The 21,590-nt window shown below is 61.1% G+C and carries 19 protein-coding genes; 17 read left to right on the forward strand and 2 right to left on the reverse strand.

The window, feature by feature from the left end:
* Positions 1 to 72 precede the first annotated feature (72 nt).
* Positions 73 to 2,781 carry a two-component sensor histidine kinase BarA gene (gene barA / locus ACEUCR_RS18465; RefSeq protein ID WP_041995336.1) on the reverse strand — a complete coding sequence of 903 codons (2,709 nt, stop codon included), beginning with the start codon at positions 2,779 to 2,781 and terminating at the stop codon, positions 73 to 75.
* A gap of 227 nt (positions 2,782 to 3,008) precedes the next feature.
* Between barA and rlmD the strand changes: the two genes are divergently transcribed.
* The 14 genes from rlmD to rpoS all read left to right on the forward strand — a co-directional run bounded on the left by rlmD (position 3,009) and on the right by rpoS (position 17,634).
* Complete coding sequence (gene rlmD / locus ACEUCR_RS18470; RefSeq protein WP_408791767.1) at positions 3,009 to 4,331, forward strand: 23S rRNA (uracil(1939)-C(5))-methyltransferase RlmD; 1,323 nt, start codon at positions 3,009 to 3,011, stop codon at positions 4,329 to 4,331.
* Between the two features lie 153 nt (positions 4,332 to 4,484).
* Positions 4,485 to 6,692 carry a GTP diphosphokinase gene (gene relA / locus ACEUCR_RS18475; RefSeq protein WP_041995340.1) on the forward strand — a complete coding sequence of 736 codons (2,208 nt, stop codon included), beginning with the start codon at positions 4,485 to 4,487 and terminating at the stop codon, positions 6,690 to 6,692.
* 79 nt (positions 6,693 to 6,771) lie between these two features.
* Complete coding sequence (mazG, locus tag ACEUCR_RS18480) at positions 6,772 to 7,569, forward strand: nucleoside triphosphate pyrophosphohydrolase (RefSeq protein ID WP_408748202.1); 798 nt, start codon at positions 6,772 to 6,774, stop codon at positions 7,567 to 7,569.
* A gap of 141 nt (positions 7,570 to 7,710) precedes the next feature.
* The gene (pyrG, locus tag ACEUCR_RS18485; protein ID WP_041995343.1) at positions 7,711 to 9,348 is read left to right on the forward strand and encodes a glutamine hydrolyzing CTP synthase; all 1,638 of its coding nucleotides are present in this window, start codon (positions 7,711 to 7,713) and stop codon (positions 9,346 to 9,348) included.
* An 89-nt stretch (positions 9,349 to 9,437) separates the two neighbouring features.
* Positions 9,438 to 10,739, forward strand: a complete 1,302-nt coding sequence (gene eno, locus ACEUCR_RS18490) for a phosphopyruvate hydratase (protein ID WP_041995345.1) — start codon at positions 9,438 to 9,440, stop codon at positions 10,737 to 10,739.
* A 167-nt stretch (positions 10,740 to 10,906) separates the two neighbouring features.
* Complete coding sequence (ftsB, locus tag ACEUCR_RS18495; RefSeq protein WP_041995347.1) at positions 10,907 to 11,215, forward strand: cell division protein FtsB; 309 nt, start codon at positions 10,907 to 10,909, stop codon at positions 11,213 to 11,215.
* Positions 11,208 to 11,921 (forward strand): 2-C-methyl-D-erythritol 4-phosphate cytidylyltransferase, encoded by a 714-nt coding sequence (gene ispD / locus ACEUCR_RS18500; protein ID WP_392444341.1) that lies wholly within the window; start codon positions 11,208 to 11,210, stop codon positions 11,919 to 11,921. Before ftsB ends, ispD begins: the two co-directional genes overlap by 8 nt.
* 79 nt (positions 11,922 to 12,000) lie before the next feature.
* On the forward strand, positions 12,001 to 12,477 hold the full coding sequence (ispF, locus tag ACEUCR_RS18505) for a 2-C-methyl-D-erythritol 2,4-cyclodiphosphate synthase (protein WP_041995352.1): 477 nt from the start codon (positions 12,001 to 12,003) through the stop codon (positions 12,475 to 12,477).
* Positions 12,477 to 13,547 (forward strand): tRNA pseudouridine(13) synthase TruD, encoded by a 1,071-nt coding sequence (truD, locus tag ACEUCR_RS18510; protein ID WP_408775874.1) that lies wholly within the window; start codon positions 12,477 to 12,479, stop codon positions 13,545 to 13,547. The genes ispF and truD overlap by 1 nt, the downstream gene beginning before the upstream one ends.
* A gap of 44 nt (positions 13,548 to 13,591) precedes the next feature.
* Complete coding sequence (gene surE, locus ACEUCR_RS18515; protein ID WP_408791770.1) at positions 13,592 to 14,338, forward strand: 5'/3'-nucleotidase SurE; 747 nt, start codon at positions 13,592 to 13,594, stop codon at positions 14,336 to 14,338.
* Between the two features lie 4 nt (positions 14,339 to 14,342).
* On the forward strand, positions 14,343 to 14,960 hold the full coding sequence (locus ACEUCR_RS18520; RefSeq protein ID WP_041995358.1) for a protein-L-isoaspartate(D-aspartate) O-methyltransferase: 618 nt from the start codon (positions 14,343 to 14,345) through the stop codon (positions 14,958 to 14,960).
* A complete protein-coding gene (locus ACEUCR_RS18525; protein WP_041995360.1) occupies positions 14,957 to 15,538 on the forward strand; it encodes a YqaA family protein in 582 nt (193 codons plus the stop codon). Before ACEUCR_RS18520 ends, ACEUCR_RS18525 begins: the two co-directional genes overlap by 4 nt.
* Positions 15,539 to 15,548: 10 nt before the next feature.
* Complete coding sequence (locus ACEUCR_RS18530) at positions 15,549 to 16,610, forward strand: peptidoglycan DD-metalloendopeptidase family protein (protein ID WP_111874691.1); 1,062 nt, start codon at positions 15,549 to 15,551, stop codon at positions 16,608 to 16,610.
* A 46-nt stretch (positions 16,611 to 16,656) separates the two neighbouring features.
* On the forward strand, positions 16,657 to 17,634 hold the full coding sequence (rpoS, locus tag ACEUCR_RS18535; RefSeq protein ID WP_111874690.1) for an RNA polymerase sigma factor RpoS: 978 nt from the start codon (positions 16,657 to 16,659) through the stop codon (positions 17,632 to 17,634).
* 97 nt (positions 17,635 to 17,731) lie between these two features.
* On the opposite strand, the gene tsaD is transcribed toward rpoS, so the two are convergent.
* A complete protein-coding gene (gene tsaD, locus ACEUCR_RS18540) occupies positions 17,732 to 18,745 on the reverse strand; it encodes a tRNA (adenosine(37)-N6)-threonylcarbamoyltransferase complex transferase subunit TsaD (RefSeq protein WP_111874689.1) in 1,014 nt (337 codons plus the stop codon).
* Positions 18,746 to 18,924: 179 nt separating this feature from the next.
* Here tsaD and rpsU point away from each other — a divergent pair, with 179 nt between their 5' ends.
* The 3 genes from rpsU (at position 18,925) to dnaG (ending at position 21,470) form a co-directional block, all read left to right on the forward strand.
* Complete coding sequence (rpsU, locus tag ACEUCR_RS18545; RefSeq protein WP_005309452.1) at positions 18,925 to 19,140, forward strand: 30S ribosomal protein S21; 216 nt, start codon at positions 18,925 to 18,927, stop codon at positions 19,138 to 19,140.
* Positions 19,141 to 19,154: 14 nt separating this feature from the next.
* Positions 19,155 to 19,598 carry a GatB/YqeY domain-containing protein gene (locus tag ACEUCR_RS18550; RefSeq protein WP_041995368.1) on the forward strand — a complete coding sequence of 148 codons (444 nt, stop codon included), beginning with the start codon at positions 19,155 to 19,157 and terminating at the stop codon, positions 19,596 to 19,598.
* Between the two features lie 87 nt (positions 19,599 to 19,685).
* Positions 19,686 to 21,470, forward strand: coding sequence for a DNA primase (gene dnaG / locus ACEUCR_RS18555; RefSeq protein ID WP_408791772.1), 1,785 nt, complete (start codon positions 19,686 to 19,688; stop codon positions 21,468 to 21,470).
* Positions 21,471 to 21,590: the final 120 nt, after the last annotated feature.

Raw genomic sequence — 21,590 nt, forward strand, 5'->3', positions numbered from 1 at the left:
CCTGTAAAAGCGGGCAACTGTATCACTTGGCGGGGATGGCGTCAGAAAAAGCGCCGCCCTGCTGCCTCTTTGCTAAAGGTAGCGGGGCGCCTCGGCCCGTACCTGTTCGATGGCGTCCTGCAGCTCCAGCAGCTCGGGCTCGAGCTCGGCGACGGCGACTCCATCGCGCAGCTGCTGCTCCAGCTGGGAGAGCAGCCGCTGCAGGCCGGGCACCCCCGAGTAGGCGCAGCCGCCGTTGAGGCGGTGCAGCTGATCCAGTACCTCCTGGGAGGGGGCCTCGCCCCGGATGGCGGCCTCGAGCAGGGCGTCCACCTCGTCGAAACTGATGAGCAGCATGGTCAGCATCTCCTGGGCCAGTTCCGGCTTGCTGGCGGCCTGGCGCACCGCCAGGGTCCAGTCTATCTGCTGGGGGCCGCTGCTCTGGTGACGGCGATGGGCGAAGTCCTTGATGAGCTGGGCCAGCATGGCCTCGTCGATGGGTTTGGCCAGGTAGTCATCCATCCCCTGGCGGATCAGCCGCTCCCGCTCGCCCGGAATGGCATGGGCGGTGACCGCGACTATGGGGGTCTCGGTGTTGAGGGACTGGCTGCGAATGGCCTGGGTGGCGCTGATGCCATCCATGATGGGCATCTGTATATCCATGAAGATGATGTCAAAGCCCTGACTCTGGGCCTGATGGACCGCCTCCTTGCCGTTCTTGCACACCACCACCTGGCTCACCATCTCCTTGAGCATGGCGGCGATGAGCTTGAGGTTGGCGGCATTGTCGTCCACCGCCAGCACCCGTATGTCTTCGATATGGCGTGGTTGGGGAGCGGGCAGCAGCTCGTTCTTGGTCGCCTCGGGGGAGAGCAGGGCGTGCAGCAGTTTGCGATGATTGACGGGCTTGGAGAGACAATGCAGGGCCCCATGTTGGTGCATTTCCTCATACAGGGCTGGCTCGTGACTGCTGAGCAGCACGATGCGATTCTGCCGCCCCTTGAGGCCATCGAGCCGAGCCAGCACGGATTCGGAACCGTGGCGCTGGCTGCTGCCGATGATCACCATGTCCTGGTCGGCGATGGCGGGCCAGGGGGCATCGGGCTCGACCAGGGTGACATCCAGCCGCCACTCCTCCAGCAGGGCGCAGAGGGCCGCCCGGGTGAACGGATCCGGCTCCAGCAGCCAGACCCGGCGACCCCGGATGCGATCCAGCGGCAGCTGATCCGCCTGGGGCAGGAGGGAAACCTCCAGGTCCAGGCTGAAGGTGAACACGGATCCCTGGCCGAGCTCGGACTCGAAGCGGATGAGGCCGCCCATCTGCTGCACCAGCTTCTGGGTGATGACCAGGCCAAGCCCTGTGCCGCCGTAGCGGCGGGAGATGGAGGAGTCCGCCTGGTTGAAGGCCTGGAACAGCTGGCGTTGCTGATCTGGCGAAATGCCGATGCCGGTGTCGCGGATCTGCACATTGAGGCGGCACTTGCCCTGATGCAGGGGGCCGCTCTGGCTGATGTGGACGTCCACATTGCCCTGTTCGGTGAACTTGATGGCGTTGCCGGCCAGGTTGGTGATCACCTGCTGCAGGCGCATGGGATCGCCGGTGAGGTGATCCGGCACCTCGGCATCGATCCGCAATGAGAGCTCCAGCTGCTTGTCGTGGGCGCTGGGGCCCAGCAGGTGCATGGTCTCGTTGAGGGTGTCGCGCAGGCTGAAGGGGATGTGCTCCAGCTGCAGCTTGCCCGCCTCCAGCTTGGAGAAGTCGAGGATGTCGTTGATGATGCTGAGCAGGTTGCGGGCCGACTTCTCTATGGTCTGCATGTAGTCGGTCTGGCTCGGGGTCAGCGCCGTCTTGAGCAGCTGGCGGGTGAAACCGATGACACCGTTGAGCGGGGTGCGCAGCTCGTGGGACATGTTGGCCAGAAATTCGGATTTGACCCTGGCCGCCTCCTGGGCCCGCTTCTTGGCCATGTCGAGCTCGACGTTCTGGATCTCTATCTGTTCGAGGGTTTCCCGCAGATCCGAGGTCGCCTGATCGATGTTCTGCTGCATCTCCTCGTGGTATTCCGACAAGGCCTTGGCCATGGCGTTGATGCCGTTTTTCAGCATGTCCAGCTCGCCGGTGAGCTGGCCGCTGACCCGGGTATCGAGCCGCCCCTCCCTGATCTTGTGCACCGCCTTCACCATGTCGGTGATGGGCTGGGTCACGCTCTTGACCAGGCGAAAGCCGAACAGGGCGCTGACGGCGATGCCGATCAGCACCATGATCACCGCGAAGAAGGTGTCTCGGTACTGCAGTATCATGGCCCTGTCCATGGTCATCTGCATCGAGATGTAGCCGATGACGGGGGGATCGAGATCGCTGGGCAGCGGGAAGCCGTCCAGACTGGTCTCTGCCTGGATCGGGGTGCGCAGTATGATGTCGTCGCCATAGCGGCTGACGCTGGTCAGCTCGGGGATGGGGCGGCCATCCGGCAAGCGCAGCCGGGTGAAGTCGCGATGGTAGTTGGACGTCACGAACAGCTGATTGTCCTGGGTGAAGACGGCGATGGACTTGATGAGCGGCGAGTTCTTGCGATGGGTCAGGCCGATTAGCCGCTTGAGCGACTCGCGACTGTGCTGGGTCATGCCGTATTCGCTGGCGATCGCCAGGGGCTCTATGATGTTGATCCCCTGATCGATGAGGTTGTTTTCCAGCTGCTGATAACGGTGGAAGGTGAAATAACCGGCCATCAGGCCGCCGATGATCAGGGTCGGCAATATGGTGAAGGCGAGCACGCGAGCCCGCAGGCCGTATTTGGTCATTGGAGAGCCCCCCCGATGAGCATGGACATGGGGGTCAACGAAGAGGCGCGGGCCCGCAGGTGGTATCGGGTCATGCGGGCGATCCCCCGATGAGCAGGGAGGACAATAGGGTAAATGAGCGAGGGCGGGCTCTCAGGCCGTATTTGGTCATACTATTATTCTTGTGGGACAATAGCCTGCTGCAGATTCCACAATCATGACATAGCCACCTATAGGCACCAAGTTTTATGGCCCAGTTTTTCAAGCCCCAAAAGAAATCCATCCAGCCCCAACGCATTGAATTTACGGTAGACAGTCTGGACCATCACTGTGTCGGCATCGGCCGCCATCAGGGCAAGGCCATCTTCGTCGAAGGGGCGCTGCCCGGCGAGCGGGTCAAGGCTCGCATCGTCGATGACAAGAAGCACTATGGCCACGGTGCCTTGCAGCAGGTGGTACAGCCGGCCGGCAACCGCATCCCTCCCTTCTGCGACCATTACCGCGAATGTGGTGGCTGCAATGCCCAGCACATGTCCCAGGCCGACCAGCAAACGGCCAAGCAGGCCGGGCTGGTCAGTCTGTTCGAGCGCCTTGGCAACATCCAGGCGCCCGCCCTGGCTCCGGTGCTGGGCGGGGAATCCCGTGCCTATCGCCGGGTCTGTCGCCTGGCCATCAAGTTTGACAAGAACGGCCGCTGCACTCGGGTCGGCTTTCGTCGTCGTCAATCCAGCGACCTGGTGGAGATAGGGGCTTGCCCTGTGCTGGTCGATCCGCTCTCGGCCCTGATCACGCCGCTGCGCGAGTGTCTCAACCGCCTCAAGAGCCAGCGGGAGCTGGGCCATGCGGAGCTCATCCAGGCCGAGCAAGGGATCCTGATGCTGCTGCGTCATACCGGTCGCCCCAACGAGGCGGATCGCGCCCTGCTGGTGGCGTTTGCCCAGGCCCAGGGGATTGACCTCTACCTGCAGGCGGCCGATGAGCGCATCGAGCCCCTGAGCCAGCAGTTTGAGCCCGCTTACTCGTTGGATGGCCTGACTCTTGCATTTGCTCCCGCTGACTTCATCCAGATCAATGGCGGCATCAATCAGGCCATGGTGGCCCAGGCCATCGACTGGCTCGGCGTCGGTGCCGGTGACAAGGTGCTGGATCTGTTCTGCGGCATCGGCAACTTCACCCTGCCTCTGGCGCGCAAGGCCCGTGAAGTGGTCGGGGTGGAAGGGGAGCTTGCCATGGTGGCTCGGGCCAGCCAGAACGCAAAGCGCAATGGCATCGACAATGCCCGCTTCTACAAGGCGGATTTGAGCGGCGACATCGCCGGCATGTCCTGGGCCCGGGAAGGGTTCGATCTGGTGCTGCTGGATCCCGCGCGACCCGGTGCGCTGGAGGTGATGGACCATGTGGTGAAACTTTCCCCCAGGCGGGTGGTCTACGTTTCCTGCAATCCGGTCACCCTGGCCCGGGACAGCAAGGTGCTGGTGGAGGGGGGTTATCGTCTCAGCCGCCTCGGCATGCTGGACATGTTCCCCCATACCGGTCATCTCGAATCCATGGCGTTGTTCGAGCTGGGATGAATGCAGTAATCTGATGCCTCGCCGGGGAGAACAACGGTGGTCGGCCAGCTACGCCGGCTTGAAATCGGGTTGTTGCGTCCCCATTTGAGGCGAGTCTCGTCAAAGTGCGGGGTCAGGTGTGAGCCTGGGCCCCAACAATTAAGGATTGATACCATGGTTGCGGTTCGCGATATTCACTTGAAAGACAACTTCACCCTGGATGAGTGGGTCAGCTCCCTCTCCCTTGGTGAGGCTGAAAAGGATCAGCTGCGAACCGCATACCAGTATTGCGTGAGCCAGGGGGAGGAAGCACTCACCTCCCGCCTGCTGGTGCGCGGTGTGGAGATGGTGGGCATCCTGATGATGCTCAACATGGATGTCGCCACCCTCAAGGCGGCCATCCTCTACCCCTTCGTCGAGGCGGGTCTGATCCCGGCCGCCCGGATGGAGGAGGATTTTGGCTCCAAGATCGCCAAGCTGGTGGAAGGGGTGCTGGAGATGGAAGCCATCCGCTCCCTGCAGACCTTGCACCGCAGCGAAACCTCCCCGGAGCAGGTGGACAATGTGCGGCGCATGTTGCTCGCCATGGTGGAGGATGTGCGCGCCGTGGTGATCAAGCTGGCGGAGCGGATCGCCTGCCTGCGCGAGGCCAAGCTGGCGGATGAGGAGACCCGGGTGCTGATGGCCCAGGAGATCACCAACATCTATGCGCCCCTGGCCAACCGGCTCGGCATAGGTCAGCTCAAGTGGGAACTCGAGGATCTGGCCTTTCGCTACCTGCACCCGGAGACCTACAAGCAGATTGCCAAACAGCTCGACGAGAAGCGACTCGATCGGGAGCGCTATATCCGCGAGTTTGTGCAGTCCCTGCGCGATGCCCTTGCCGAGGCCGGCGTCGAGGCGGAAGTCTACGGTCGCCCGAAACACATCTACAGCATCTGGCGCAAGATGCAGAAGAAGCATCTCGAATTCAACGAACTGTTCGACGTGCGCGCGGTGCGGGTCATCACCAAGCGGCTGCAGGACTGCTATGCGGCGCTCGGCATAGTTCACACCCATTTCCACCACATTCCCCGCGAGTTTGACGACTATGTCGCCAACCCCAAACCCAACGGTTATCAATCCATCCATACCGTGGTGGTGGGCAACGAGGGCAAGGCGGTGGAGATCCAGATCCGTACCGACCAGATGCACCAGGATGCCGAGCTCGGCGTCGCCGCCCACTGGCGCTACAAGGAAGGGGCCCAGGCCAGCAAGACCACCAATTTCGAAGACAAGATCGAGTGGCTGCGCAAGCTGCTCGCCTGGCAGGAAGATCTCTCCGAGAGCGGCTCCCTGCTCGAGGATCTGCGCAGCCAGGTGTTCGAGGAGCGGGTCTATGTGTTCACCCCGAAGGGGGATGTCATCGACCTGCCCGCCGGCGCGACACCCCTCGATTTTGCCTATCACGTCCACAGCATGATCGGCCACCGCTGCATCGGCACCAAGATAGATGGCCGCATCGTGCCCTTCACCTATACGCTGCAGACCGGTGATCAGGTGGAGGTGATCACCCAGAAGGAGCCGAACCCGAGCCGCGACTGGATGAACCCGAACGCCGGCTTCCTGCGTTCCAGCCGTGCGCGGGCCAAGGTGGCCACCTGGTTCAGAAAGCTGGATCGGGACAAGAATGTCGCCGCCGGCAAGGAGCTGCTCGACAAGGAGCTGGACAGACACAACCTCACCCTCTCCAAGGTGGACAAGGTGGTGCTGGAGCGATTCAATGCCGAGGAGCTCGACGATCTGCTGGCGGGGATCGGCAGCGGCGACATCCGCATCAACCAGCTGCTCAACTACCTCGACACCCGCTACAACAAGCCGACGGCGGAGGAGGAAGATCGCCGCCTGCTGGCGAAGCTGGAGCAGAAGGCCAATACGCCGTTCCGACCCAAGCCCAAGGATCACATCGTGGTGGAAGGGGTGGGCAACCTGATGACCCATATCGCCCGCTGCTGCCAGCCGATCCCGGGGGATGCCATCCAGGGCTTCATCACCATGGGGCGTGGCGTCTCCATCCACAGGGACGACTGCGAGCAGCTCAAGGAGCTGTCCCGTCGCAACCCGGAACGACTGATCGATGCGGTGTGGGGGGAGAACTACTCCGGCGGCTATGGCCTCACCATCCGCATCCTCTCCAATGACAGATCCGGTCTGCTGCGAGACATCACCACAGTGCTCGCCAACGAGAAGATCAACGTCATGGGGGTGCGCTCGCGCTCCAACGTCAAGGATCAGACCGCCGAGATCGACATGGAGCTGGAGATCTACAACATCAATGCCTTCAACCGGGCCCTGGCCAAGCTCAGCCAGCTCAACGACGTGATCAGTGCCAAGCGCCTCTGATCGCTGATAAAAAGTGACCGGCCCCTGTGGCCGGTTGTTCTTTATGAACCTTCTTGAACGAATCGAAAGCGAAGATCCCATGTCCCAACGTTACGACCTCCCACAATTGCTCGATATCATGGCTCGCCTGCGGGATCCGCAAGGGGGTTGTCCCTGGGATCTCAAGCAGAGTTTCCAGACCATAGTGCCCCACACCCTCGAAGAAGCCTATGAGGTGGCCGACGCCATCGAGACCGAAGATTGGCAAGGTTTGAAGGGGGAGCTCGGGGATCTGCTGTTCCAGGTGGTCTTCTACGCCCAGCTCGGCAAGGAGCAGGGGCTGTTTGATTTCGCCGACATCGTCGATGCCGTGAGCGAGAAGCTGATCCGCCGCCACCCCCACGTCTTCTCCGATGCCGATCTTGGCGACGAGCAGGCGGTGAAAGCGAACTGGGAGGCAGAGAAAGCCAAGGAGCGGGCGGCGCGCGACAAAGAGAGTGTGCTGGACGATATCCCCCTCTCCCTGCCCGCCCTGACCCGGGCCGCCAAGATCCAGAAGCGCTGCGCCAGTGTCGGTTTCGACTGGAAGACGCTGGGCCCTGTGGTGGACAAGATCCACGAAGAGCTGGACGAGGTGATGGAAGAGGCGCTGATGGCCGATGTGGACGAGGCGCGGGTGAGTGACGAGCTCGGCGATCTGCTGTTTGCCACAGTCAATCTGGTGCGCCATCTGGGCAAGGATCCGGAGCAGGTGCTGCGGGGCGCCAATGCCAAGTTCGAGCGCCGCTTTCGTCAGGTTGAGCAGTTTATCGCCGCCGAAGGGCTCAAGATGACCGACTGTTCCCTGGAAAAACTCGATGGGGCCTGGGACAGAGCCAAGCAAACCGAGCAAAGTTGATTTGGCGCAAGGCGCCTGGCGTGCGGGCCTGATAGATTTTTGTTCATTGTTTGGGAGAGGGGGTTTTGGTATACTGTTTCCCCGTCCTGCTTCATCCCCGAAGCACCCCTTAAAAATCCCTAAACTTCTTTCAGGTTCAGCATGACGACAAAATATATTTTTGTAACTGGTGGCGTTGTTTCATCCCTCGGCAAAGGCATTGCCGCAGCTTCTCTGGCAGCCATTCTGGAAGCCCGTGGTCTGGATGTGACCATCATGAAACTGGACCCCTATATCAACGTGGATCCGGGCACCATGAGCCCGACCCAGCACGGTGAAGTATTCGTGACCGAGGACGGGGCCGAGACCGATCTGGATCTGGGCCACTACGAGCGCTTCATCCGCACCAAGATGACCCGCCGCAACAACTTCACCACCGGCCGCATCTACGCCGACGTGCTGCGCAAGGAGCGTCGTGGTGACTACCTGGGTGCCACCATCCAGGTGATCCCCCACATCACCAACGCCATCAAGGAGCGGGTGATCGCCGGTGCCGAGGGCCATCAGGTGGCCATCGTCGAAGTGGGCGGTACCGTGGGCGATATCGAGTCCCTGCCGTTCCTCGAGGCCCTGCGCCAGCTGGCCGCGGAAGTGGGTCGCAACAACGCCATGTTCATGCACCTGACCCTGGTTCCCTACCTGGCCGCCGCCGGCGAGGTGAAGACCAAGCCGACCCAGCACTCCGTCAAGGAGTTGCTCTCCATCGGTATCCAGCCGGATGTGCTGATCTGCCGCTCCGATCGCGCCATCCCGGCCGTTGAGCGCGCCAAGATCGCCCTGTTCTGCAACGTGCCAGAGCGCGCCGTCATCTCCATGAAAGACGTCGACTCCATCTACAAGATCCCGGCCCTGCTCAAGTCCCAGAACCTGGACACCTACTTCATCGAGCGCTTCGGTCTGGAGTGCAAGGAAGCGGACTTGTCCGAGTGGGAACAGGTCATCTATGAAGAGGCCAACCCGACTGCGGAAGTGACCATCGGCATGGTAGGCAAGTATGTCTCCCTGCCGGATGCCTACAAGTCCGTCAACGAGGCGCTCAAGCACGGCGGTCTGAAGAATCGTCTCTCCGTCCACATCAAGTACATCGACTCCCAGGACATCGAGACCCGCGGTGAAGAGCTGCTGGAAGGGCTGGATGCCATCCTGGTCCCGGGTGGCTTCGGCGAGCGTGGCGTGGAAGGCAAGATCCTGGCGGCCCGTTATGCCCGCGAGAACAAGATCCCCTACCTCGGCATCTGTCTCGGCATGCAGGTGGCGTTGATCGAGTTCGCTCGCAACGTGGCGGGTCTGGAAGGGGCTCACTCCTCCGAATTCAAGAAAGACTGCACCTATCCAGTGGTCGGCCTCATCACCGAGTGGGTGGATGAAGAAGGCAACGTGGAGACCCGGACCGAGAAGTCCGATCTGGGCGGCACCATGCGCCTGGGCTCCCAGCTCTGCCACCTGGTCGACGATTCCAAGGTGCGTCAGATGTACGGCAGCCCGACCATTTACGAGCGCCACCGTCATCGCTATGAAGTGAACAACAAGCTGCTGCCGCAGATCGAGGCGGCAGGTCTGAAGGTGACCGGTCTCTCCGCCGACAAGAAGTTGGTGGAAATCATCGAGATCCCGGATCACCCCTGGTTCGTGGCCGCGCAGTTCCACCCGGAGTTCACCTCGACTCCCCGTGATGGCCACGCCCTGTTCGCCGGTTTTGTGAAGGCGGCGGGCGAGTATCAGAAGCGTAATCTGAAGTAATTGAAAATAAATGCGGTTGGGGCTCTGGGCCACAGCCGCTTTTTTTGGCATATTTTTGTTGTTTTTTTACGAAACCTGAGGAAATACACATGTCCAAGATCGTTAAAGTGATCGGTCGTGAAATCATCGACTCCCGTGGTAACCCGACCGTTGAGGCCGAAGTTCACCTGGAAGGTGGTTTTGTTGGTATGGCAGCCGCTCCGTCTGGCGCGTCCACCGGTTCCCGCGAAGCGCTGGAACTGCGTGACGGCGACAAGAGCCGTTTCCTGGGTAAAGGCGTGCTCAAAGCCCTCGAAGCCGTCAACGGCCCGATCGCTCAGGCTCTGCTGGGTAAAGATGCCAAGGACCAGGCCGCTATCGACCAGATCATGATCGACCTCGACGGCACCGAGAACAAATCCAAGTTTGGCGCCAACGCCATCCTGGCCGTGTCCCTGGCCAACGCCAAAGCCGCCGCTGCCGCCAAAGGCCTGCCGCTGTACGCTCACATCGCCGAGCTGAACGGCACCCCGGGTGTCTACTCCATGCCGCTGCCCATGATGAACATCATCAACGGTGGTGAGCACGCCGACAACAACGTCGACATCCAGGAGTTCATGATCCAGCCGGTTGGCGCCAAGACCCTGAAAGAAGCCGTCCGCATGGGCGCCGAAGTGTTCCACAACCTGGCCAAGGTGCTGAAGTCCAAGGGCTACAACACTGCCGTCGGTGATGAGGGTGGCTTCGCTCCCAACCTGAAATCCAACGCCGAAGCGTTGGAAGTGATCGCCGAGGCCGTTGCCGCTGCCGGTTACAAGCTGGGCACCGACATCACCCTGGCCATGGACTGCGCCGCGTCCGAGTTCTACGACGCCGAGAAGAAAGAGTACAACCTGAAAGGCGAAGGTCGCATCTTCACCTCCAACGGTTTCACCGACTTCCTGGCCGACCTGACCACCAAGTTCCCGATCGTCTCCATCGAAGATGGCCTGGACGAATCTGACTGGGAAGGCTTCGCCTACCAGACCGCCGAGCTGGGCAAGAAGATCCAGATCGTGGGTGACGACCTGTTCGTCACCAACACCAAGATCCTCAAGCGCGGTATCGACAACGGCATCGCCAACTCCATCCTGATCAAGTTCAACCAGATCGGTTCCCTGACCGAAACCCTGGCTGCCATCAAGATGGCCAAGGACGCCGGCTACACCGCCGTCATCTCCCACCGCTCCGGTGAGACCGAAGACGCCACCATCGCCGACCTGGCCGTGGGTACCGCTGCTGGCCAGATCAAGACCGGTTCCATGAGCCGCTCTGACCGTGTCGCCAAGTACAACCAGCTGATCCGTATCGAAGAAGCCCTGGGTGCCAAGGCGCCGTTCAACGGCCTGAAAGAAGTGAAAGGCCAGGCGTAATTCCAGCCGTCCTTCCACCGCTCAAAACCCCGCCACCTCGGCGGGGTTTTTTCATTCCCGGGGGCACCGCACGGCTTTTCTGTGCCGGTCGGTGCGCGGATGTGTCTGCTTTCTTTTGTCTTTCCCGCGAATATGGGAAACTAAGCCGCTTGATGGAGACCTAGTGCATGCGGCTATTCACCCTGATCCTGTTCCTCCTGCTGGGAGGCCTGCAATACCACCTCTGGCTGGGGAAAAACGGCCTGTCCGATTACCAAGAGAGGTCCGATGCCATTGCTCGGCAAGAGCAGGACAATCAGGCGCTCAAGGAACGTAATAATTTGATTTACCGCGAGATAGACGATCTGACATCCGGCCTTGAGGCGATCGAAGAGCTGGCGCGCAACGATCTCGGTTATATCAAGCAGGGGGAGACCTTCTACCGGATCATCCCGAACAAGCAGGATGAGCCTGCCGACGGTGACACGGATGAGTGAAGCCGCCTCACCGGGTCTGACGGCCGTGGTGCCTGCCGCCGGCATCGGCAGCCGCATGGGAGCCTCCTGCCCCAAGCAGTACCTGCCGTTGGCAGGCAAGACGATTTTGGAACACACCCTGGACGCTCTTCTGAGCCATTCGGCCATTGCCCAGGTCATAGTCGCACTGGCGCCTCATGATACCTGGTTCGAGACCCTGTCCGTGGCGCGGGATCCGCGTATCCTGCGGGTTCAGGGCGGCGCGGAGCGTGCTTACTCTGTGCTCAACGCCCTCCATGTGACGACGGGGCCGTGGGTGCTGGTCCATGATGCGGCGCGCCCCTGCCTGACCCATGGCGACCTTGATGAGCTGATTGCCGCCGCCATGGCCAGTGGCGGCGCCATCCTCGGCAGCCGGGTGCGCGACACCATGAAACGCACCGACGGGGCAGGCAACATAGTGGCGACCGTCGATCGCGACGGCTTGTGGCATGCTCTGACGCCGCAGATGTTTCCCACCGGCACCCTGAAGCGGGCGCTGGAAGAGGGACTGGCCCTGGGCGCCCTCATCACGGACGAAGCCTCCGCTATGGAGCGCGCCGGTTTTACCGTGAAGATGGTGGAGGGGCGTGCCGACAACATCAAGGTGACCCGCCCGGAAGATCTCTCCCTGGCCGAGCTCTTTTTACAACAACAGAGTGCGCGCCAGCAGGCGCGACCCGATTGACCCGCAGAGGGGCCCGCATGATCCGCATTGGACATGATTTTGATGAGACAGATTTCTGTGTATTGAGGGGGGATCAGGCATGATGCGAATTGGACATGGTTTTGACGTGCACAAGTTCGGGGGCGTGGGCCCCTGCATGCTGGGTGGGGTCGCTGTTCCCTACGAACAGGGACTGCTGGCCCACTCCGATGGGGATGTGGTGCTGCATGCGGTGAGCGATGCCCTGCTCGGGGCCATAGGCGCCGGTGACATCGGCCGCCATTTCCCCGATACAGCCGCGCAATTCAAGGATATCGACAGCCGGATCCTGCTGCGGGACGTGTTTGCCCGAGTACAAGAGGCGGGCTACGCCATCGGCAACCTGGACGTGACCATCATAGCCCAGGCCCCCAAGATGGCGCCCCATATCGATGCCATGTGCGCGGTACTGGCCACCGATCTGCAATGTGATTTGAACCGGGTGAACGTCAAGGCGACCACCACAGAACAACTCGGGTTTACGGGGCGCAAGGAAGGCATTGCCACCGAAGCCGTCGTCTTATTGGTAAGAACATAATGCTGCAACAACTCGCATACCTGCACGGCGCCCCCACCGCCCGTGGCATTCTCAAGGCCGAGGCCGCTGATTTCATGGTGGTCGAGGATCTGGGCTTCGAACCCTGCGGCGAGGGGGAGCATATCTTCGTCCGGGTGCGCAAAACCGGCGAGAATACCGCCTGGGTCGCCGGCTTGCTGGCCGATGCGGCCGGGGTTGCCCGCAATGCGGTGACCTGGGCTGGGCTCAAAGATCGCCACGCGGTGACCGAACAGTGGTTCGGCATCCACCTGCCGGGCAAGGGTGAACCGGATCTCTCGGTCATCGAGAGCGACAGCATCCAGATCCTGCAGGCCAGACGCCACAACAAGAAGCTGCGGGTCGGTTATCTCAAGGGCAACCACTTCCGCCTGCGCCTCACCGGGCTCGAACAGTCCGAAGGGCTGGAGGCCCGGCTGCAGGCCATCGCCACCCTGGGGGTGCCGAACTACTATGGCGAGCAGCGCTTTGGCCGCGGCGGCAACAACCTGGAGGCGGCCAAGGCGATGTTCGCCGGCAAACGCATCAAGGATCGCAACAAGCGCTCCCTCTATCTCTCCGCCGCCCGCAGCATGTTGTTCAACGCCATCGTCAGCGCCCGCATCGAGCAGGGGCTGGCCAGCCAGCTGCTGGCCGGCGACTGCCTGATGCTGAGGGGCAGCCATTCCATCTTCAGCGAAGAGAGTGTGACCCCCGAGCTGGAGGCGCGGCTCGCCTCCGGCGACGTGCAGCTCACCGCCCCCCAGTGGGGCCGTGGCCGACTGGCGAGCCAGGGCGCCGCCGCCGAGTTCGAGCAAGGGGTGCTGGCCCCTTACGGCGAGTGGTGCGAGGGGCTGGAGAAGGCCGGGCTGGATCAGGACAGGCGTCCGCTGCTGCTCAAGCCGGAGCAGATGAGCTGGCAGCTGGATGACGCGGCGCTGACCCTGTCGTTCTTCCTGCCGGCCGGGGCGTTTGCCACCAGCCTGGTACGCGAGCTGATGCTGGCCGAAGAGGCCGACCATGGCTTCAAGGGTCAGGCGGATGGCAATGATCTGCAACCTGCGCAGTCATGACGATGCGGCAGGCAGCCTTGTTTATGGTTTCAGGAAGGGCATAGATGCGCATTCTGGTGAGTAATGACGACGGCGTGCATGCCGAGGGGATCCACGCCTTGAGCGAGGCGCTGCGCGCCTGTGGCGAGGTGACGGTGGTAGCGCCGGATCGCAACCGCAGCGGGGCGAGCCACTCCCTGACCCTGGAGGTGCCGCTGCGGGTCAGCCGCATCCCGCAAACCGGCTATCACTCGGTCAAGGGCACGCCGACCGACTGCGTGCATCTGGCGGTCAACGAGCTGCTGAGCCCTGAGCCCGACATGGTGGTGGCAGGGATCAATCATGGCGCCAACCTGGGGGATGATGTCATCTATTCGGGCACGGTCGCCGCGGCGACCGAGGGGCGCCACCTCGGCTTCCCCTCCATTGCCATCTCCATGGTGGGCAAGACCCATTTCGCCTCGGCGGCCCATTATGCGGTGCAGCTGGTGAAGGGGCTGATGCAGTTTCCCCTGCCGGCCAACCAGATCCTCAACGTCAATGTGCCCGACCTGCCTCTTGACGAGATCAAGGGGATCAAGATCACCCGGCTCGGCAACCGTCATCGGGCCGAGGCGGTGATCCGCACCGAGGATCCCCGGGGTCAGCCCATCTACTGGATAGGACCGCCCGGCTCCCAGCAGGATGCGGGGGAGGGCACGGATTTCGCTGCCATCGAGCAGGGATATGTCTCCATTACCCCTCTGACCATAGATATGACTGCCTACGACAGTCTGGCGGGTCTGGGGGCATGGCTGGATCTGCAGGGATGAAGGTGTGATAGTGCAACGCCTTTTAAATCAACTCATCGCCCAGGGGATCAGCGATTTTCGTGTGCTCGCGGCCCTGGCCAAGGTACCGCGTCAGCTGTTCGTGGATGAGGCCATGGCCCACAAGGCCTGGGACAATACCGCCCTGCCCATCGGCCAGGGCCAGACCATCTCCCAGCCCTACATAGTGGCGCGGATGACAGAGCTGCTGATGCAAAACGATCCCGCCCACGTACTGGAGATCGGCACGGGCTCCGGCTATCAGACCGCCGTGCTCGCCAATCTGGTGGAGCGGGTCTATACGGTGGAGCGGATAAAATTGCTGCAATTCCAGGCCAGGCGCAGACTCAGGCAGCTGGATCTGCACAATGTGTCGGCCAAGCACGGCAATGGCTGGCTCGGCTGGCCCAGCAAGGGCCCTTTCGATGCCATCCTGGTCACGGCGGCGGCAAGCGAAGTACCGACCGCGCTGACGGATCAACTGGCCGATGGCGGCCGCATGATATTACCCGTGGGGGACAGTCATCAGACCCTGCAACTCATCGAGCGCAATGGTTCCCAGTTGACCAGTCGAGTCCTGGAGCCGGTGCGTTTCGTCCCCCTTGTCGATGGAGATGTTGAGTGAAGTTGTTTTCTCGCCTGTATGTGTTGGTGATGCAGTGGGCCCGCCATAAATATGCCCCCTATTACCTCTCGATCACCGCCTTCATCGAGTCGGTATTCTGGCCCATTCCGGTCGATGTCATGCTGGCGCCCATGGCGCTGGCCAAGCCGGAGAAGGCCTGGCGTTATGCGACCCTGGCGACCCTGTTCTCCGTGCTGGGGGCCGTGGTCGGTTATGGTCTGGGCTATGCGCTCTGGGAGCCGGTGGTGCAACCCCTGGTGGTCTCCGTCGGCTATGAGGACAAGATAGCCCTGGCCCAGCACTGGTTCGAGCAATGGGGCATCTGGGTGATTTTCATCGCCAGCTTCACCCCCATCCCCTACAAGGTCTTTACCGTCACGGCAGGTTTGCTCCATATGGCGCTCCTTCCCTTCATCGTGACCTCCATCATAGGGCGGGGCATGCGCTTCTTCCTGGTGGCGGGTCTGATGCGCTGGGGAGGGGAGAAGATGGAGCGCAAGCTGATGCACTATGTGGATGTGCTCGGCTGGATCTGTATCGTCCTGGCCGTGGCGGCCTATTTCTGGTTTAGTCGTTGAGGATGTCTCTATGAATGGGCACATATGGCGAGGGTGCGCCGCCACCCTCTTATCCGGTTTGCTGGCGGCCTGTTCCTCCAGCACGACGCCGGCCCCGGTGCAGGGCCTGTCCAATGATGGTTTCGTCCGTGGTGTGCCAAGCCGGCAGAGTGGTGCGAGCAAGCCGAGCATCCAGGGACGCAGCTACACGGTCAAGCGCGGCGATACCCTCTACTCCATCGCCTTCAACTCGGGCAACGATGTGCCCTCCCTGGCCAGGCTCAATGGCATCAGCCCCCCCTACGGGATCTACCCTGGTCAGGTGTTGCGCCTGGACGGGGGCGCTGCCATGGCGCCGATCAGCGCCAGCAGCATGAGCAGCGGGGCCGCCCGTACCTATCAGGTCCGCCGTGGTGATACCCTGAGCAGCATTGGTCGCCAGTTTGGCGTCTCCAATCAGACCCTGGCTCAGCGCAACAATCTGAGCGCCCCCTACAACCTGAATGTGGGCCAGACCCTCAATGTGGGCGGGGCGGCCGCGACCAGCATGCCTGTGGTGACGGCGTCGACCAGCCGCCCCCTGACCACGGCCAGTTCAGGTACGACCAGTGCGTTCGTCACCAATAAAAGCGTTGCCCAGCCTGCGTCAAAAGCATACGCTGGCACGGCAGTACAAAATAACAACAGTGTCATACAGAACAATAACAATGCCTCCTCATCGCACCTCGCCTGGCATTGGCCCGCAAAGGGCCGCATTGTGGAAGGCTTCTCTGTTGCGGAGCAGGGGAACAAGGGCATAGACATCGCTGGCACCAAGGGGCAACCCGTCTACGCGGCCAGCGGCGGTAAAGTGGTCTATGCCGGAAGTGCCTTGAGAGGCTACGGCAAGCTCGTGATCCTCAAACATGACGACGACTATCTCTCGGCCTATGCGCACAACGATGCGCTGCGGGTACGGGAAGGGGATGTGGTCAAGGGAGGAGCCGTCATTGCCGATATGGGAAGCACGGATGCGCCGGATGTGCGCTTGCACTTTGAAATCCGGTACCGAGGCAAGTCAATCAATCCTATGGGATACTTGCCAAAGCGTTAACCCCAGAGCGTAGTGCTAACTCTGGTTCAGGTCAGGGAGACACACCATGAGCCAAGAAGAACTGGTTATGCAGGATGCAGAGTTCGATGAGGAACTGGAGGTTGAAGAGGCGGAGGTAGTCGAGGCGGTCGCAGCCGAGCCCGAGGAGGTCCTCTCCGAGGAGCTGTTGGCACCGGATCTGCACAAGGTGATGGATGCGACCCAGCTCTATCTGGGAGAGATAGGATTCTCTCCCTTGCTCACCGCCGAGGAAGAGGTCTACTACGCCCGCCGCGCCCTGCGTGGCGACAAGGCGGCACGCAAGCGCATGATTGAATCCAATCTGCGTCTCGTGGTCAAGATTGCCAGACGCTACAACAATCGCGGTCTGGTTCTGCTCGATTTGATTGAAGAGGGTAACCTCGGCCTCATCCGCGCCGTGGAAAAGTTCGACCCGGAACGAGGGTTTCGCTTCTCGACCTATGCGACCTGGTGGATCCGCCAGACCATAGAGCGAGCCATCATGAATCAGACGCGTACCATTCGCCTGCCCATTCACGTGGTCAAGGAACTCAACGTTTACCTGCGTACCGCCCGTGAATTGTCCCATCGCCTCGACCATGAGCCGACCGCCGAAGACATCGCCTTCGCGCTGGATCGTTCGGTCGATGACGTCAACCGCATGCTCAAGCTCAACGAGAAGATCACCTCGGTCGATACGCCGATCGGGGGCGATCGCGACAAGGCCCTGCTGGATGTGCTCTCGGACGAGCGCGGCATGGGCCCCGAGCTGGAGTCTCAGGAAGATGACATGCGCAGCAGCATTGTCCACTGGCTGGAGGAGCTCAATCCCAAGCAGCGCGAGGTGCTGGCACGTCGTTTCGGCTTGCTTGGCTACGAGCCCGCCACCCTGGAAGATGTCGGTGCAGAGATAGGCCTGACCCGGGAGCGGGTACGCCAGATCCAGGTCGAGGGGCTGCGTCGTCTGCGGGAAATCATGGTGGGCCAGGGGCTCTCCATCGAGGCTCTGTTTCGCAGCAGCTGATGCTTGCACCGTAACAGAACTATGCTGTGCCGTTGCCATCGTCAGAGGGGCGGATGCAAGAAGGGGCCCGCAGGCCCCTTCTTCATGGTGGTGATGTTCAAACGGGATCAAGGGTATCGAGCGGCCAGCGTGGCACCGCCTTGACCTCCAGCGGTTCGAATACCCCAGCTTTCAGGCGTTGCATGCCGGCATAGGCGATCATGGCGCCGTTATCGGTGCAGTATTCGGTGCGTGGGTAGAAGACGTCACCGTTCAGACTCTCCATCAGCTCGGCCAACTGGGCGCGCAGATGGCGATTGGCGCTGACGCCGCCGGCGACCACCAGGCGGTTCAGCCCCGTCTCTTTCAGCGCACGACGGCACTTGATGGCCAGAGTGTCGACCACCGCATCTTCAAATGCACGGGCGATATCGGCACGAGTCTGCTCATCATCACCGTTGGCGGCTATGGTGTTGGCGGCAAAGGTCTTGAGTCCGGAGAAACTCATGTCGAGCCCGGGCCTGTCGGTCATGGGGCGGGGGAAGTGGAAACGTCCCGTGGTCCCCTTCTCGGCCAGACGGGAGAGCAGCGGGCCGCCAGGATAGTCGAGTCCCATCAGCTTGGCGGTCTTGTCGAATGCCTCGCCGGCGGCATCATCAATGGATTCGCCCAGCAGCTGATAGTGGCCGATGCCATCCACCCGTACCAGCATGGAATGGCCGCCGGAGACCAGCAGCGCCACGAAGGGGAACTCGGGGGCCTGCTCTTCCAGCATGGGGGCAAGCAGGTGGCCTTCCATATGATGCACCGCCACGGCAGGTTTGCCCCACGCCATGGCCAGGGAACGACCTATGGTGGCGCCTACCAGGATGGCACCCACCAGACCCGGTCCGGCCGTGTAGGCGATGCCGTCTATGTCATCCTTGCCCAGGCCAGCCTCTAGCAATGCGGCCTGGATCAAGGGGATCGTCTTGCGGACATGATCCCGGCTGGCGAGCTCGGGGACGACGCCACCGTAGTCCGCATGCAGCTTGACCTGGCTGTATAACTGATGGGAAAGGATCCCTTTTTGATCATCGAAGATCGCGATCCCGGTTTCGTCACAGGATGTCTCTATGCCCAATACACGCATTGCTAAAAATTTTCACTGCTAAAATGAGACGGCTATGGTAACCTTCGCGGGTTTTTTAAACCAGAGCGATCTCTGCGGGTTTACTTTCATTCCCTGTCCAGAGTATAATTTCGCACCATTTTAAGACATGCTGATCGAATGATGGTCAGCTAACAATTTATCACTGAGGTGAAAGGCACATGCCAGTAATCAAAGTCCGTGAAAATGAGCCGTTTGACGTTGCTCTGCGTCGCTTCAAGCGTTCTTGCGAAAAGGCCGGTATCCTGTCTGAAGTTCGTAGCCGTGAGTTCTACGAGAAGCCGACTACCATTCGTAAGCGCGCCAAAGCGTCCGCCGTCAAGCGTCACGCCAAGAAGCTGTCTCGCGAAAACGCTCGTCGTATCCGCCTGTACTAATTAGAGTTTCAGCCGTGTCTCTGAAAGATCAGCTCAAGGATCAACAAAAACTCGCCATGCTGGCCAAGAACAAGGCCCGCCTGGGGACGATCCGTTTGTTGATGGCCGAGATCAAACAGCGTGAAATTGACTCCCGTATTGAGCTCAATGATGAGGATATCCTCGCTGTCGTGACCAAGATGGTCAAACAGCGCCGTGATTCCATCAGCCAATATGAAGTAGCTGGTCGCCAAGATCTTGCCGATGTCGAAGCCGCCGAGATCCAGGTGCTGCAGGAGTTCCTGCCGCAACAGCTGACCGCTGCCGAAATTGATGCCCTGATAGAGCAAGCCATCGCCCAGAGCGGTGCTGCCGTCATGGCCGATATGGGTAAAGTCATGGCTGTCTTGAAGCCAAACATTCAGGGGCGTGCCGATGTCGGCGCCGTCAGCGCGTTGGTGAAAACCCGCCTGGCGTAACAGGCTGTGCTCTTGTTGGTCGAAGAAGCCGTGCTTCCCTGGGAATGCGCGGCTTTTTTCTTTTTCTTCTTATGAATCAGGATGGTTATGGCAGGCAGGATCCCGCAATCCTTCATCGATGATCTGCTCGCTCGTACCGATATTGTCGAGTTGGTCGACTCACGGGTGCGATTGAAAAAGGCCGGCAAGAACTACCAGGCCTGCTGCCCCTTCCATAACGAAAAGAGTCCCTCCTTCACCGTCAGTCAGGAGAAGCAGTTCTATCACTGCTTCGGTTGTGGCGCCCATGGCAATGCCATCGGTTTTGTCATGGAGTATGACGGCCTCGAATTTCCCGACGCCATCGAAGAGCTGGCCAGCATGCAGGGCATGCAGGTGCCTCGTGAGCAGAGCCAGGGGGGGGCCGGCAATTCTCAACCGGCCGTCAGCAAGGATCTCTATGAGCTGATGAACCAGATCGCCCGCTTCTACGAGAGCCACCTCAAGAGCGCTACCCACGCGGTGGAGTATCTCAAGGGGCGCGGCCTCACCGGGGAAGTGGTCAAGCGTTTCAACATAGGCTATGCCCCGGGGGACTGGGATCAGGTGCGGCGCCGTTTTGGCACCAGCCGGGAGCACGAGCAGCTGCTCATCACCGGCGGCATGTTGATCCCCCGCGACAGCGGTCCCGGCAGCTATGACCGCTTTCGCGATCGCATCATGTTCCCCATCCGCGACAAGCGAGGCCGGGTCATCGGCTTCGGTGGCCGAGTGCTGGGTGATGGGACACCCAAGTATCTGAACTCGCCGGAGACCCCCATCTTCCACAAGGGGCGGGAGCTGTTCGGCCTCTTTGAGGTGAAGCAGGCGCACAAGGATCCTCGCCGGATCCTGGTGGTGGAGGGCTACATGGATGTGGTGGCGCTCGGCCAGTACGAGATCGACTATGCGGTGGCGGCGCTTGGCACGGCGACCACCAGCGATCATATCCATACCCTGTTTCGCACCACCGCCGAGGTGGTCTGCTGCTACGACGGTGACAATGCCGGTCGGGAAGCGGCATGGCGGGCACTGGACAATGCCCTTCCTCACTTGCAGGATGGCCGCGAGCTCAAGTTCGTGTTCCTGCCCGATGGCGAGGATCCCGATTCTCTGGTGCGTCAGATTGGCAAGGAGGGGTTTGAGGCCTTGCTGGACGAGGCGCAGCCCTTCGCCGATTTCATGTTCGAGCGCCTCGCGCGGGATGCGGCCCTGACCGGCGAGGCGGGCAAGTTCGAGGTGGCCAACAAGGCTGCCGATCTGATCCGCCGGGTGCCGGAAGGCTTCACCCGGGAGGGACTGATCACCCGGCTCTCCAGCATGATGCGCTGGGGCGAGAACCGGCAGCGTATTACCGAGCTGTTTGCCCGTCATAGCCAGCCGAAGGTGGAACAGGCCAAGCCACAGCGCGGCAAGCTGACCCCTCTGCGCCGGGCGCTGGCGCTCATGGTGCAGTATCCCGGGGTGACCGCTGAACTGCCCGCCATGCCGGAGCTGGCCGGGCTCAAGTTGCAGGGAATTGGGTTTCTGCTCAAGCTGCACCAGCAGATCCTGGCACAGCCCGGCATCACCACGGGGATATTGCTCGAACACTGGCGTGGCACCAAAGAGGGAGAGATCCTGGCTCAGTTGGCCATGCACGACTTGTTCGAGATCCAGCTCGAGCGTGAGCCGGACATCTTGGGCGAGTTGCAGGATACCTTCGTCGGCTTCATCAACCAGTTCTTGAAGCAGCGCATCGAAGAGTTGCAGGCCAAGGTGGCCCTGCAAGGACTGAGCGCCGAGGAAACCAAGGAGCTGATGATGTTGATCCGGGAAGTACAGAATGAGAAAAGAAATGACATTGGGGCTTGATATCTGAGTGGTTAGTCCCAATATAAACAGAGTTGCCCGAATCGACGGGAATTAGATGCAAAAACCTATAACCACCTGGCCCCGACAAACAAAGCGGGCAGGGGTTTCTCAGACCGACGC

The sequence above is a fragment of the Aeromonas bivalvium genome (genome assembly GCF_046078285.1).
Classification (GTDB): Bacteria; Pseudomonadota; Gammaproteobacteria; order Enterobacterales; family Aeromonadaceae; genus Aeromonas; species Aeromonas bivalvium.

Coding starts and splice junctions, on each gene's coding strand:
- rlmD (WP_408791767.1), top strand. CDS start 3,009: ATGGCCCAGTTTTTCAAGCCCCAAAAGAAATCCATCCAGCCCCAACGC.
- ACEUCR_RS18530 (WP_111874691.1), top strand. CDS start 15,549: ATGAATGGGCACATATGGCGAGGGTGCGCCGCCACCCTCTTATCCGGT.
- ispD (WP_392444341.1), top strand. CDS start 11,208: ATGAGTGAAGCCGCCTCACCGGGTCTGACGGCCGTGGTGCCTGCCGCC.
- barA (WP_041995336.1), bottom strand. CDS start 2,781: ATGACCAAATACGGCCTGCGGGCTCGCGTGCTCGCCTTCACCATATTG.
- ispF (WP_041995352.1), top strand. CDS start 12,001: ATGATGCGAATTGGACATGGTTTTGACGTGCACAAGTTCGGGGGCGTG.
- eno (WP_041995345.1), top strand. CDS start 9,438: ATGTCCAAGATCGTTAAAGTGATCGGTCGTGAAATCATCGACTCCCGT.
- ftsB (WP_041995347.1), top strand. CDS start 10,907: ATGCGGCTATTCACCCTGATCCTGTTCCTCCTGCTGGGAGGCCTGCAA.
- mazG (WP_408748202.1), top strand. CDS start 6,772: ATGTCCCAACGTTACGACCTCCCACAATTGCTCGATATCATGGCTCGC.
- relA (WP_041995340.1), top strand. CDS start 4,485: ATGGTTGCGGTTCGCGATATTCACTTGAAAGACAACTTCACCCTGGAT.
- pyrG (WP_041995343.1), top strand. CDS start 7,711: ATGACGACAAAATATATTTTTGTAACTGGTGGCGTTGTTTCATCCCTC.
- tsaD (WP_111874689.1), bottom strand. CDS start 18,745: ATGCGTGTATTGGGCATAGAGACATCCTGTGACGAAACCGGGATCGCG.
- dnaG (WP_408791772.1), top strand. CDS start 19,686: ATGGCAGGCAGGATCCCGCAATCCTTCATCGATGATCTGCTCGCTCGT.
- truD (WP_408775874.1), top strand. CDS start 12,477: ATGCTGCAACAACTCGCATACCTGCACGGCGCCCCCACCGCCCGTGGC.
- rpoS (WP_111874690.1), top strand. CDS start 16,657: ATGAGCCAAGAAGAACTGGTTATGCAGGATGCAGAGTTCGATGAGGAA.
- surE (WP_408791770.1), top strand. CDS start 13,592: ATGCGCATTCTGGTGAGTAATGACGACGGCGTGCATGCCGAGGGGATC.
- rpsU (WP_005309452.1), top strand. CDS start 18,925: ATGCCAGTAATCAAAGTCCGTGAAAATGAGCCGTTTGACGTTGCTCTG.